At 57.5% G+C, this 13,125-nt stretch carries 11 protein-coding genes; all 11 read left to right on the top strand.

The genetic code is table 11. The features are described from left to right. The first annotated feature begins 100 nt into the window (after positions 1-100). The 11 genes from BM438_RS34570 to BM438_RS34520 all read left to right on the top strand — a co-directional run bounded on the left by BM438_RS34570 (position 101) and on the right by BM438_RS34520 (position 13,125). Positions 101-1,030 (top strand): hypothetical protein, encoded by a 930-nt coding sequence (locus BM438_RS34570; RefSeq protein WP_093644082.1) that lies wholly within the window; start codon positions 101-103, stop codon positions 1,028-1,030. A 95-nt stretch (positions 1,031-1,125) separates the two neighbouring features. After that, a complete protein-coding gene (locus BM438_RS34565) occupies positions 1,126-2,145 on the top strand; it encodes a helix-turn-helix transcriptional regulator (RefSeq protein WP_093644080.1) in 1,020 nt (339 codons plus the stop codon). Positions 2,146-2,302: 157 nt separating this feature from the next. Beyond that, positions 2,303-2,578, top strand: coding sequence for an H-NS family nucleoid-associated regulatory protein (locus BM438_RS46760; RefSeq protein ID WP_093644078.1), 276 nt, complete (start codon positions 2,303-2,305; stop codon positions 2,576-2,578). Between the two features lie 61 nt (positions 2,579-2,639). Beyond that, positions 2,640-3,644: a dynamin family protein gene (locus tag BM438_RS34555; RefSeq protein WP_208620737.1), complete on the top strand. Its 1,005-nt coding sequence runs from the start codon at positions 2,640-2,642 to the stop codon at positions 3,642-3,644. A 2-nt stretch (positions 3,645-3,646) separates the two neighbouring features. Next, a complete protein-coding gene (locus BM438_RS34550; RefSeq protein WP_093644074.1) occupies positions 3,647-5,902 on the top strand; it encodes a dynamin family protein in 2,256 nt (751 codons plus the stop codon). Then, positions 5,880-6,830 (top strand): hypothetical protein, encoded by a 951-nt coding sequence (locus BM438_RS34545; protein WP_143131804.1) that lies wholly within the window; start codon positions 5,880-5,882, stop codon positions 6,828-6,830. The genes BM438_RS34550 and BM438_RS34545 overlap by 23 nt, the downstream gene beginning before the upstream one ends. 5 nt (positions 6,831-6,835) lie before the next feature. Beyond that, positions 6,836-10,147 (top strand): ATP-binding protein, encoded by a 3,312-nt coding sequence (locus BM438_RS34540; RefSeq protein ID WP_093644070.1) that lies wholly within the window; start codon positions 6,836-6,838, stop codon positions 10,145-10,147. Further along, positions 10,144-10,731 (top strand): HNH/ENDO VII family nuclease, encoded by a 588-nt coding sequence (locus BM438_RS34535; protein ID WP_236078301.1) that lies wholly within the window; start codon positions 10,144-10,146, stop codon positions 10,729-10,731. The genes BM438_RS34540 and BM438_RS34535 overlap by 4 nt, the downstream gene beginning before the upstream one ends. 13 nt (positions 10,732-10,744) lie before the next feature. Further along, entirely contained in the window at positions 10,745-11,152 is a 408-nt protein-coding gene (locus BM438_RS34530) for an SMI1/KNR4 family protein (RefSeq protein ID WP_093644068.1), read from the top strand. A gap of 85 nt (positions 11,153-11,237) precedes the next feature. Then, positions 11,238-11,678: a hypothetical protein gene (locus BM438_RS34525; RefSeq protein WP_244179524.1), complete on the top strand. Its 441-nt coding sequence runs from the start codon at positions 11,238-11,240 to the stop codon at positions 11,676-11,678. Positions 11,679-11,850: 172 nt separating this feature from the next. Next, the gene (locus BM438_RS34520) at positions 11,851-13,125 is read left to right on the top strand and encodes a hypothetical protein (protein ID WP_093644064.1); all 1,275 of its coding nucleotides are present in this window, start codon (positions 11,851-11,853) and stop codon (positions 13,123-13,125) included.

Raw genomic sequence — 13,125 nt, 5'->3', positions numbered from 1 at the left:
AAGTCACCTCTGACGCCGATATAAGGCTGTCGCGGCGCAATGTAAGGACCGCAAGATCCGCTCGCCATGCGACGTATTTGATCAGAGAGGCGCCAACCAGATGAACCAGAAACAATTTCTAGACGACCCCGAGGTCGCTGAATTCGTCACGTGGCTCGCCGGCTTTGCAGGCCGCGTGCCGATCGAGTTGGACATCGGCAGTTCGGCGCGCGTGCCCCAGGGCGTTGTCAAGACCGTGCACGGCTTTGACGGCGTCATCGACACCTATGTCTGGCGCGCTGACTGGACCGATGATAGGGGATCGTCAGTGAAATCGCTGTGCTGGGATAGCACGGCGCGCAGCCTCAAGCGTCTCGCAGAGACATTGAGGGCGGCGCTGGCAAGCGAGTCGGACGAGGCCGCGATGCGAGCGTGCCACGCGATCTTTGAGTGGGGCGGCGAGCGGAATATCAGCGTCGGTGCGCGGCCATTCCTTGAGGCAAAACGCGCGAGCGGACAACTCGTCACCTATCTCAAGGCAGCGCGTGAGGCGTTTCGCCTGAGCAGCGGGCGTCTCGACCAACTTGGCGCGATCGAAGACGTCAACTCGATGCTGACCAAGGTGTATGCATTGGCATCGGATGATGGGCTGCCGATTTACGACTCGCGCGTGGCGGCCGCAATGGCCTCTCTCGTCGAACTATTCCGCATCAAAACTCGGCGTGCATGGCGGCAGGTTCCGGCTCGGCTTCTGTTCCCGACCATGGACGCCTCCGCGCGCCGTAAATTGATCGGCCTGCATACCGGGGCGCTGATTTCCAAAGGCGCCTTGATGCACTACACCCAGCCCGACATGCCCGCCCGTTGGGCATCGGCCAAGCTACGGCTTGGCTGGATCGCGGAAGACCTGCTCAGACAGGCTCCGCAATTGTTGAGCGCACAACCACACTCGCGCCTCCATGCATTTGAAGCGTCGCTATTCATGATCGGCTATGACGTGCGATGCCTCGCCGGCAATCTGAACGGCACGCAAACCATTGACACCAAATAAGAAATCCAATCTTTGGTGCATTCGCTTAAGATTCGCCGCGCTTCGCCGTTAACTAGGATGTCATGCAGCCTACAACTCATCGAACGTTCTCCCGCATGGATATTCTTGATAGCAAGATCATTAGCGTATTGCCCAATGCCGGGTCGAGCAATCAGTATCTCAGCACGCCGGCGGTCCACAAAAGGCTGGAGATCATCGAGTCTGACGCGCCCGTTATCAAAACGGTGCAACGGCGTCTGGAGAGGCTGCAGTTCGAGGGCATCGTCGACATGGAGAAACGCGGCGCGGCCTGGTACTGGCGCAAAGGCGCCGGCGCGGGCGGCATGGCGGGAAAATCCGGCGCGATCATGACGCGAGAGGAGGCGCTGGCCCTGCATATGCTGCGTAGCTTCACGTCGCGGCAGATCCCGACCCTCGTCGCCGAAGCGCTGGCCGACCTGTTCGAGGTCGCGGACAAGCGTCTCGAAGCGGCGGTGACGGAGGACGAGCGCCGTTACAGACGATGGGCGGACAAAGTCGCGGTGGAGAACAGCGGGTTCGCGCTACGCTACCCGCAGATCGATGCCGAGATCTTCGCCATCGTTTCCCAGGCACTCTTTCACGAACGCAAGCTGGAAATCGTCTACCGCCCGCGCTCCAATGTGACGAATGACAAGGGCAAGGTCATCTTGCCGCTCGGCCTTGTCGAGGTAGGCGGACTTGTCTACCTGATCGGCGGCACTGAAGGCCGTCCGAATCCAACGATGTACCGGCTGGACCGTCTGGGCAGCGCGAAGATGATGCTGGAGTCATTTTCGTACCCCCGCGCCTTTAGGCTGGACGACTATGTGAAGCAGCAGCGGCAGTTCGACTTCATGGTCGAAGGCGAAGTCACGCTCACGTTGCTGTTCCTGAATGGCGCCGGCAATCACCTTCTGGAGACGCCTTTCGCTGCGGATCAGGAGGCCCGGCAGACCGGCGATGGACTCGAAGTGCAAGGCACCGCAGTGCTGAGCCAGCGCCTGCGCTGGTGGTTGCGTTCGTTTGGGCCGTACGTCGAAGTGATCGGGCCGCAGAACCTGCGCGCGGAGTTTGCGCAGGAAGCGCGCGCGCTGGCGGAGCTCTACCCGCAGTAAGTCGATCCCGACGCGTCGGCCGATCCGATTTAAATTCGAGTGGGACTCGAAATGTCCCGTCCCGCCGTTATTCTCCGCGACAGATTAAAGAATTTTCAAAAGCAGTCGATATTGCGGCGTGAGTGGCATTTTTAATCTCCTATAAAGGCGGCACAAAATGGCAAACTACCTTGAACTCAAAGCGCAAGCCGAAGCTCTCGCTGCGCAAGCTGAAGAAGCGCGACTCGCGGAATTGCAGGCTGTGCTCGATGAGGTCCGTGCGCGCGTGATTGAATATGGGCTTACCGTTGAGCAGGTGTTTGGCGAAGAGGCCTCTTCCGACGTGGAGGAAGAGGCTGCGGTCTCGCAAGAAAGCGCGCAAAATCCAGTGACGATTAAGACAGCGCTGAAACCCTCATCAGCATGGCCCTTTCCGACTGGGAGCCGTCCCTAGTCCAGCCGACTGTGCTTTAGCGCATTGCCGGGCTGGTGCTAGTGATGTTGATGGTGAGAATATGAAAAGATCCGCGCAGGAGAGAGCGCGTACGCCAGGGAAAAGAAAGACCACGTCCTCTACGAAGGATCTGTTCGAGGTGTTAGTCGCGGCGCCAATGAGTGCTGGCAAGTCCTCGTTCATCAACGCTTTGATTGGCGATGAGCTATTGCACGTCGCCAATGAAGCTACGACCGCGTGTCTGACGCGGGTTGAGCACAGGAAAGGGGTCAAGTCTTTCAGAGGGGCCTGCTATCTCGACTCGGGTGCCGTATTGGCCACGCAACGCGATGCTTCCGCCGAACTGCTTCGCGACTGGAATTCGGATGGCCGTGTCAAGCGTATCGAGCTCAAGGGCAGCTTTAATGTTGCGCCGCGTCCGGCTTCCGGGCTCGTCGTTTATGACACGCCGGGACCGAATAACAGTCAGAACGAACGGCATGGCCAATTGATGCGGGAGGCCGTGCAGAACATCCCGTTCAAGGCGCTGTGTTATGTGCTGAACGCCGGTCAATTGGGCACCGTCGATGATCGCGCGTGCCTCGAGATGTTGCGTAACGGATTGGCAGACGATCCCGCGCACGAGATCTACTTCGTTTTGAATAAGATCGATTTGCTCGATCCGGAGAAGGGCGAAGATATCGGCGAACACGTCGAGCGCGTCCACCAGTATCTGAGCGACGCCGGTTTCCACGATCCCATTGTCATTCCCACTATCGCCGACGCGGCACTCTACGCGAGGAAAGCGTTGAATCGATTGAGCATGACGCGTCCTCAGCGCTCGAAGCTGCACCAAACACTGGATGAATTCAGCGACCGGAAGCGCGCGCTGATCCATGTCACGACCGCGCCCGCTGCCGTAAAAAAACGGCTGTTAAAAGAACTGGACGAACTGGAGCAACGCAGTGACGCGATTGCATCCAACGAGGCACTCGCAGAAGAGAACGAACTGAAGCAACTGATCACCTACAGCGGGCTCAGGACGGTAGAGCTGCTCATTCAACTTCAACGCCGTTTGGCCGAATAAAAATGAATAAGATCGAAATCATCCACAATCCGTTCATCGTCGATACCCAGTTTCTTGCCAATGGCCAACCTCCTGCGGAAGGTTGCAAGCTGTCGAGCTACAAGGAATTGCGTCTTCAGGTGTGGGTAGAGAAACTGTTCGACGAATTGAGTGTTCTGTTCAACGGCGACAAGCATTTCGACGTCACCTTCACAGGTGTGGAATCGGACTTTCTGGATGTGGTTGCAGCGGCTGACGTGGCCAATGCGGGTGGCATGCAGGTGACTGTGAGCTGGAAAGAAATCGACTCCAGCGAGGTTCGTCTTGAAAGAATCCGCCGTCTGATGGACGAAGCCACCGAACACCCGGAGTTCAACCTTTTCATCTCCGAGAACGAAGAGGCGAAGCGATCGTTTGATGAAGCATTCAATAAGGATTTCGACGTCTACGTCGTCGCCACCATGTCGTCGGGGAAATCGACGCTGATCAACGCGATGCTCGGCCGCGATCTGCTCCCCGCTGCCAATGAGGCGACCACGGCGACGATCGCACGAATCACCGACAGCGATTCGATGAAGCAGCGCTTCACGGCCCAACGCCTGGGCGCACAAGGGCAGGTGCTGGCGAGCTCCGAGAACGTCACGGCGGAAACGATCAAAGACTGGAATACCTCCGCGGATACCAAGCTCATCGATATTGAAGGCAATATCGAAGGCATCGAAGAGCGCACATACGTGCGGCTTGTGTTGACCGATACACCCGGTCCGAACAACAGCCAGGACGAAGAACACCAACGCACCACGATGGGCTTTGTGCAGGATTCGCGGCGCAATCCGTTGATTCTGTACGTGCTCAATGCCAGCCAGCTCGGCACCAATGACGACAAGCATCTGCTCGGTCTGGTGGCTGAGACGATGCGCAAAGGCGGCAAGCAGAGCAAGGATCGCTTTATCTTCGTGATCAACAAGATGGATGTGTTCGATCCTGAGAACGGTGAAGACCCGGCATCGGTCCTGACGCGTGTCAGGCAGTATCTCAGTAGCAACGGGATTCAGAACCCGACGATCTACCCGATTTCGGCAAACCTGGCGAGACTGATTCGCAAGCCCAGCGATGGCCATACGCGTAAAGAACGTAACGACTACAAGAGCATGGCGGATCTGTTCAGCGAAGAGCCGCGCATGGACATGTTGCAGTACATGCCGATTACGTCGCGGGTGAGACGCAATCTGGAAGAGAAAAATCTCTCCAGTCTCCTGCTGGGCAGTGGTTTGCCGGCTGTGGAAGCGATGATCGATGAGTACATCGACAAGTACAACTTCCCGCATCGTGTTAAGCGTGCTTACGATGCACTCTCCAAAGCGATTGAAGTTGGGCTTAACGAAACCGGGTTGATCGAGCAACTGGATCAGGATGAAGCGACGCTTCGCAGGGTTGAGGGGGAGATCGCCGTGTTGAAGGCGCGCCAGGAAAAGGGGTTTGAAACAGATGCCTTCCGAGAGACGGTTCAGGCGGAGGGCATGGCGTTGCCTCGCGCTGTGGAGGATAACCTCATTGAACTTGAAGCCTCGATTGTCCCTCTGATCCGCGGGATGGAACGGGATTTCCAAGGGACGGTCACGAAAGCGAAAGCGGAAGCGAAGGTCGAACAAGCGGAAGAGAAGCTGAGATTCGAGTACAAGAAAATCATCAACGCTTATGAGGCACTCTTTGCTTCCAGTCAGCATCTCATTAGCGAAGAGCTTCAGAAGAACTACGAGCGATACATCCAGGCACTATTTGCGGGGAGTCAGGACTTGAATTTGCCGGTTCTCGAAGGCATCAAGAGAAAAATGGGTGCGATCTCGTTGAATCTCACGCTACAGCGTGACGATATCAAAAAACGATACGTGGTCGTGGGCCAGCGTGAAGAGAGCGATAGTCGCTGGTACAACCCGTTTTCCTGGACAAGAAAGAAGACCGTGAACGTGTACGGTGACGAGGAATACGTTGATCTCAGTGAGTTCTGGAAGGAGCGCTTGACCCAGATTGAGACGGCCTTCACGCGGCTCATACAGAATGCGCGCAATGAAATCGAGAACGGAAAGAACAAACTGACCGACCGCTTCGTCGAATACATGAACAATGAGTTCGAACCAAAGTTTAACGAACTGTTGGACTCGCTGAGAGTAAAGATTGCTGAGCGCAAGGAGCGCGAGATTGCTCTCGAGGAGGCTAGGGTCCTGCACGATTGGATCAGGGGTTTCAAGCACAAACTTGATCAAACTTTGGCCGTTTGAGCTCGGGGGACGCATGAACACAACAGACACAACGATCGCAAATGCACGCCGTGAATTTCTGCTGGCGCTCGACGACACGCAAGTTACGGGTGAATTTTTGAGGCAGTTTCTGGCTCAGGCGGAGACCGCTACGCCCGATCTGCTGGATTCGTATGCTGCGGACGAGATGCTCGCCGATATCGATGCGGCGCGGTCCGACTGGGATGTCGATTACTACCGCCGGCAGAAGCGTTGTGCAGGATACAACTTCTCGAAAGAGCGTCTCGAACACTTGATTGCCGTTCGCGAATATTTTCGGCAGGAAGGCTACAAAGGGTTCGTCCCGCAGGCAGTGAGCAACGGGGGCGCCGGTGCGGATAAGGTTTCTCAAGCCAAGCGCGAAGGCGCGCCTTCCGCCTATCGGCCCTCCAGTAACCTGAAGAAGTTCGTCGACGAAGGCGACCCGCTGACCATTCGAACGGCGTTGCGACTCGAACTCAACGATAACCGGGTGACCGGACAGGATCTTCGGAATGCGTTGGCGTGGGCAAAGGGGCGGCAGCCGGACCTCCTCGAGCCGTACGCGGATAAAAACTTTGCGCGCGCGATCGACCCGGACCGCAGTCAATGGCTACCGGAGTACTACAACAATCAGATCGTATACCTGAAGACCAATTTCTCGGAAGAGCGTTTCCTCCATCTGGTGGAGGTACGGGAGCACCTGCGTCAACTCGGTGTGGAAGGCTTCGCTCCCATCGCTAAACCGAGCACTCCGAGCTCCCAATCGGCCCCACGCCCACGCGCGGCCTCGCCCATGGCGGATCAGGCACCCTCTGCGCCCTCCGAAGCAGTTACGGCGCGCCCGGAACTCAATCCAATCTTCAAAATTGCCCTTCTATTCGGCGGCGCGCTCGCGGCGGTGGTGATCTATCTCTCGCTGGTGAAATAAGCTCAATGACTCTGACATCCGTACGCCAACCTGAGATCGAGATTCCCTCAATCAATCAGAACACCGCGGCCACGCTCGAAGCCGGGCGGTCCCTGATCAACCGCAGCTATCTGGCGGAGCTCGAGCATTATTCCGTCCATGCCTTCGCCGAAAAGGGCGTCGCACTCAACCGCGCCAGCGACGTGCGGATCTTCCGCATCGAGCGGATCGTCCAGGGCAACAAGCAGTCGGTGCTCGAAAGTACCACCGCGGCCTACACGGCATTGGGCGCTGCGGGCTATTCGGTGTTTCTGTTTCTGCGCTCGGATGGTGTCGAAACAGAGGTGTTCATCGGCGCGCGAGGTGAGCCAGGAAGAATGCTTGGGCAAAACGCCGGCGAACTCTTGCGTGAGACCTTCAAAGGTCATTTTTCGGGCAGTTCGCTACTCCCGCTCAATGTCCAGGAGGTCAACGCGTTACTCGAGAGCGTAGCGGCCGAAAAGGACAATACGGCTGCGAGCATCACCGCTGTCACGGGCGTGCCGGCACTGTCGACGGAAAATCGCGAACACTTCATGCAAGGGCTCGAACGCTTTATCGATGCCGCCGAAAGTCGCGTCTATCAAGCGATCATTCTGGCCGAGCCGGTTTCCTCGCAGAATCTCGACCTGATCCGCACCGGGTACGAGCAGGTAGCGACCCAGCTTTCGCCACTGTTGAAGCAGCAGGTGTCGTTTGGTGAGCAGGAAAGCGACAGTGTCGGTCAGAGTATCAGCGAGGGGTTGAGTCAATCCTTGGGGCAAAGCCTTGGCCTGACGGAAACCAAAGGTACCTCCGAAACGGTCGGAACGAGTACAACGGAGACCATCGGTACGTCGAGTTCGCTAAGCTCGCAAACCGCGGCGGCCAAGGCCGCGTCGATCGGCGGCTCCGCTGCGAGCCTGGCGATTGGCGTGGCTGCGATCGCTTCCGGGCCGTTCGCACCGTTGATGATGGTTGCGGGTGGCCTAGTTGCGACGGCGGTGACTACCGCATTCAATGAGCAGCAGACCACCGGAACGAGTCAATCCACGTCGAATGGCCGTAGCGAAAGCCACGGCACATCATGGAGCGAAGCAGCCTCCAGAACGACTTCCGACACGAGGACGACGAGTACGACAGACACTCGCTCGCTCAATAAGACCAGCGGTTCGAGCCGGCAAATGTCGATCGAGGCGACCGACAAGACCGTCGAGCGCCTGTTGTCGAAGATCGACCATCACCTCGAACGTATCGACGAGGCCAAGACATATGGTGGCTGGAATTCCGCAGCGTACTTTATCGGCGACAGCACCGCGTCTTCCGAATCTCTTGCCAGTATTTTTCTTGGATTGATCCGCGGCAGCAAATCCAGTCACGAGGATTTTGCGCTCACGACCTGGCAATCAGGCCGCAAGAAATCAATCATCGATTGGCTGACCGCGTTGAGCCATCCACAACTACGGCCCAATTTCTCAAAGACGGTGCCGATCAGTTACCTGACGCCGGCCACGCTTGTGTCGGGTAAGGAACTGGCGATTCAATTGAGCCTGCCTCGCCGGTCGACTTCCACGGTCGCAGTGCTGGAAACGCAGGCGTTCGGACGCAAGGTGCAGCGACTCGACGGAACGTTCGCCGAAGCGGGTGCGGGAAAAACGCTCACGCTCGGCAACATTCGCCATCTCTGGGAAAACCTGCCACAAACTATTTCGCTGAATCTGAACCAGCTCTCGAGCCATGTGTTCGTGAGTGGCTCGACTGGCGCCGGCAAAAGCAACACGCTCTATGAAATGCTCAGCCAGATCGAAGCCGCGGGCGTGCCGTTTCTGGTAATCGAGCCGGCGAAGGGCGAGTACAAACACATTTTCGGCCAACGCCCTGACGTCAGCGTGTTCGGCACGCATCCGGCGCACTGCGAACTGCTGCGGATCAATCCTTTCAAGTTCCCCGTGGCCGTTCATGTGCTTGAGCACGTGGATCGGTTGGTGGAGATTTTCAATGTCTGCTGGCCGATGTACGCAGCGATGCCGGCGGTGCTCAAGGACGCCATTCTGCTGGCATACGAAGAGTGCGGATGGGATCTCGAATCGTCGGCAAACCGCTACAGCGATAGCCTCTTTCCGACGTTCGCCGATCTGCTCATTGCGCTTGAAAGCGTGATCACGGCATCTGCCTATTCGCAAGAACTCAAGGGTAACTATATCGGCTCACTGTCGACGCGGATCAAATCGTTGACCAACGGCTTGAACGGCCAGATCTTCGTCGCCGACGAGATCGACAGTGCCACCTTGTTCGACAGCAACGTGATCGTGGACCTGAGCCGCGTTGGTTCATCGGAAACCAAGGCCCTGATCATGGGCATTCTGGTGATGCGCCTGAGCGAATACCGGATGGCTAACGGCGGCATGAACCAGCAGCTCCGCCATGTCACCGTTCTCGAGGAAGCGCACAACATACTCAAGCGTAGCGCAGGCGAGGGGAGTACCGAAGGGTCGAGCGTGATCGGCAAATCCGTTGAGATGCTGACCAACGCGATTGCCGAGATGCGGACGTATGGTGAAGGTTTCATCATTGCGGATCAATCGCCGCGCGCAGTGGATATTGCCGCGATCCGCAACACCAATACGAAAATCATCATGCGCCTGCCGGATGAAATGGACCGGCGCCTGATCGGCAAATCAGTTGCGCTGCGCGATGACCAGCTTGAAGAGATCGCGAGACTGCCGAAAGGCGTCGCCATCGTCTACCAGAACGACTGGCTGGAGCCGGTGCTTTGTCAGGTCAAAAAATTCGCGGGCCGTGAGACGCCTTACGTCTACCACCCGGCGGACAAAGCGACTTCAAGCCGAAGCGCGTTCAACGAACAGGTGCTCAAGCTGCTACTGGCGACGCGTATTCGTAGCGCCGACGCTGCCGATCTGAACCTGATCGAAGCGGGCATGCGCAGCTTGCCTTTGCTTACGCGAAGCAAGATACCCCTCTATCAGGCCCTCAATGAGTCGAAGCGTGAGCAGCCGCTTACGCTGTGGAAACCGGAGCGCTTTGGATTCACCGCGGCGCTGATCGTGGATGTCCTGGGTTGCCGATCTGGCGTCCAACAGGCCATTCAGGCAGCGCCTCACGTCAACGTACTAGGTGGCTTCAACGTACTACGTGACCTGCTGGGCGCGTTGCTGTCCCCGCTCGCCGACGGTCTGACAGGTGAGCTGGCCTTTGCCGCCCAGCAGTGTCTGATGAAGGACTACAGCATGCAGAAAGGAAGCCATCTTGAGATCTATGCCGGTTGGCGAGCTAGTGTTGAAAAAGGGAGTGTCCTGTGAATTTTGAAACCTTCGCGCTTGAGCAGGCCGACGCCTCCAACAAGTTGGTGGAGCTGGCTCGCGAGATGCCCGACTTGTGCCTGGATGTCGTCGAGCTCGACAAACCTCTTTTCCTGACCCAGGAAAACCGTCTTGATCTCCCGTCGCTGAGCGGCGAAACTCGTGAGAAACTGAAGGGGGATGGCTTTCCGGAGAGCGTCCTGGACGCGATTGGCAGTGAGGCCGAAGGCCAGATCTACGACAATGCCAATCTCGAGGCAACGAAAGTCAATGACAAGGATGCATTGATTCGTACGGACATCGACTACGATAAGGTGGACCTCTTCGGCAAGACCAACCTTGAACGGATGAAGGCTGGCCGCGCGCCGCTCGATGCCAATGGCCGGCCGATTGAATTGCACCATATCGGCCAGAAGCAGGACTCGCCTCTTGCCGAACTTACCTGCGCGGAACACCGCGGGAAAGGCAACGATAACGTTCTGCACAACAAGCTGAAGGAGTCGGAAATCAATCGGGAGGATTTCGGCAAGGAGCGGGAAGAGTACTGGAAGGCCCGGGCCGCACAGATCGAGTCACAAAGCTAACTTCGAGTTCATTATGCAAAATGTCAAACAACTGGTTGAACGCCATCAGGCCAATACCTGTCCGGCAGACCCGGCAAGCATCCAGGCGCTAGAGCAGAAGCTGCCATTTTCTTTATCGAGCGAATACAAGTCCTTCCTCTCGGACTTCGGCGTGATTGTATTCGGCGCCTACGAGACCTACGGCCTCGGCGTCCCGGCAGACCACTACCTCAATGTGCTTAATGCGTACAACGACCTGAGCCGCGATGCCAGCTATCCGGCGAATGCGGTGCCGCTGCTGGAGATTGGCGACGGTCAGTACTATCTATACGACGACAAGGCGCAGCGGATCGTACTGTGGGCCACGCCGAATGGTGGTGTCGTCCGCGTGCTGGATGAAGGCCTGGAAGCGTTTCTGTCGCAGAAGATTTTCGGCGAATAGTTCTGGTGAAAAACGTGTCCGGCCAGCGAGAGGTATGGGCACATTCTGCCGGGACACGATTTGTCTCTTTGCAGGATTAGCATGAGTGCCCCTTCTTTTATGGCCGGTCGCTGCTGATATGCCAACTGTACTCGAACATATAGATGCTATCGCTCGCCAGAAACAGCGAGACGTGCTGTACCTGACGTTCTTCGACGACCCCCAGGGCAAGCGAAGCGTATGGTCTGAGAATGAAACGCGCGCACAGGTTATCCAGTGGCTCGACGCACACGATATCGGGTGGCGCGAATGCGGCGAAATAGCTAATCCGAATGTGATGCGCGGCTATCGCGGGAGCATATATGTGGACGTTTGCTACGACGCCGGCGATCTGGTCTATCAGCAGTTGGCTGCGTTTCTCGAGCTGCCCGACGGCACCGCGCGTTTGCCGAACATGCGTTTCTGGGCGCTTTCGCTGGATGTTGCCATGACGAACGCGCATCACGACGAACCGGGTTTCTGGGAACGGTGGGCCGAAGACTTCTAACGTTGTGTGCCGGTGGTGTGCGGGTAGGTTGACCCCTACCCGCGTCCATGCGGACAAGGCAAGCAACGTTTCTCCCGGGTTTTCAGGACATCTGGACGCATCTGGTTCTCCACCAACAAGAAGACGTCTTTAGACGTTTACCCATTTCCTGCCACACATTTGACGGCTCTTCATGACTGAATTCGACAGCAGTGCCGCCGCCATGTCGGCGGCCGGTCTTCCGTATTTCACAGATGCGGACCCCGCCTTGAGCCGGTCGTCCGGCGGCCGCGACCCCTTGGGCTTGCTGCCGGTATGGAGCGCGTTTGGGCGCAGACTCGTTCCAAACCTGGCGTCGCCGGTTGGGCAGGTGAATGGCATCAAAGCGGTGGTTCTGATCCAGTGGCTGATCAATCTGGATGACCTTCAATCGCTGCTCGAGCGCGACGGCGCCCGCCGACGCTTTTTCAGGCTGATGGAAGGGCTCATCGAATACTGGCTGTATCACAACGGCCATGCAGCCTGTTTCGGCTATAACGCGCTCGCCGCTGGCGGAGAGAACTTCAGTGTAACGACGAAGATGGGCAAGACCGTTGCGAACGGGCTTTACCAGTATTATCGCGGCACTTGCCGACGCGCCGGCCTTGTGGATGACAGCTGGATAGTTGCGCCCGGCGTCGCCAGTCAGCTAGCTGAGCGCTGGACGACGGATGCCACAAAAGTACTCAAAGCCGCCTTGGCTGATCCGCTCAAGGGCGCCGGCAAGTCGTTGTTTCCGGACCAATACCTCGGCGGTGCGTTGGCAACAGCGCTGGCTAGCGTCTTCGATCAGCACACGCTTCGCCAAACGCTCCAGGAGTGCCTGTTCGGCGATACGTATCAGCAAACTCTGGCTCGCGAGTTCCTCGTGCTGCGCAAGCTGGCCGCGACGCAGGAGTTGAATTTCAAAGACCGCGTTGGCAAGCTCGTACTACCGCAGCTGGCTCATGCGATCGACTGTGTCCAGCGATGCGAGCCGTTCCTTCTCGTGATGCAGGACGCGTTCGACTATCTGCGTGGCGCACCTGGCAAGAAACTCGATCTCGTCGCGCGCGAACTGGACGCAATGTTGCCGACTATGCGCGATCGCGCCGAGCGGTTTGTGATGCTTGCGGGTGAACAGGATTCTGCGCGCATGAAGCATATGCAGGTGTTAGCCGAAATTCTTGCTATTGCTTCAACCGCGGAGGCTGCCTCGCCGGAGGCTGTTCTGATTGCGTTCCTGCACGAGTTGGTCGCCTATCACACACGATGCATGAAAGAGCGCGGACGCGACCCGATGGTGTTGATTGAAGGCGGTGCGGTGTTGCTGCCTGTGATCGGCGACCGAAGCCCGGAAGACGCCAGGAAGCGTCTCGAAAGCGGACAGCCGTGGATGAACGACTACTACCTCAACACCGCATCGAATCTCTACGAGCAGGTATTTTGA

The sequence above is a fragment of the Paraburkholderia aspalathi genome (assembly GCF_900116445.1).
GTDB lineage: Bacteria > Pseudomonadota > Gammaproteobacteria > Burkholderiales > Burkholderiaceae > Paraburkholderia > Paraburkholderia aspalathi.
The sequence above is the reverse complement of the archived record's forward strand: the minus strand, read 5'-3'. Positions and strand labels throughout refer to the sequence as shown.

Bases quoted from the DNA above. Each gene is read 5' to 3' on its own strand.
- BM438_RS34570 (WP_093644082.1), top strand. From the start codon at position 101: ATGAACCAGAAACAATTTCTAGACGACCCCGAGGTCGCTGAATTCGTC.
- BM438_RS34540 (WP_093644070.1), top strand. From the start codon at position 6,836: ATGACTCTGACATCCGTACGCCAACCTGAGATCGAGATTCCCTCAATC.
- BM438_RS34520 (WP_093644064.1), top strand. From the start codon at position 11,851: ATGACTGAATTCGACAGCAGTGCCGCCGCCATGTCGGCGGCCGGTCTT.
- BM438_RS34555 (WP_208620737.1), top strand. From the start codon at position 2,640: ATGAAAAGATCCGCGCAGGAGAGAGCGCGTACGCCAGGGAAAAGAAAG.
- BM438_RS46760 (WP_093644078.1), top strand. From the start codon at position 2,303: ATGGCAAACTACCTTGAACTCAAAGCGCAAGCCGAAGCTCTCGCTGCG.
- BM438_RS34565 (WP_093644080.1), top strand. From the start codon at position 1,126: ATGGATATTCTTGATAGCAAGATCATTAGCGTATTGCCCAATGCCGGG.
- BM438_RS34550 (WP_093644074.1), top strand. From the start codon at position 3,647: ATGAATAAGATCGAAATCATCCACAATCCGTTCATCGTCGATACCCAG.
- BM438_RS34530 (WP_093644068.1), top strand. From the start codon at position 10,745: ATGCAAAATGTCAAACAACTGGTTGAACGCCATCAGGCCAATACCTGT.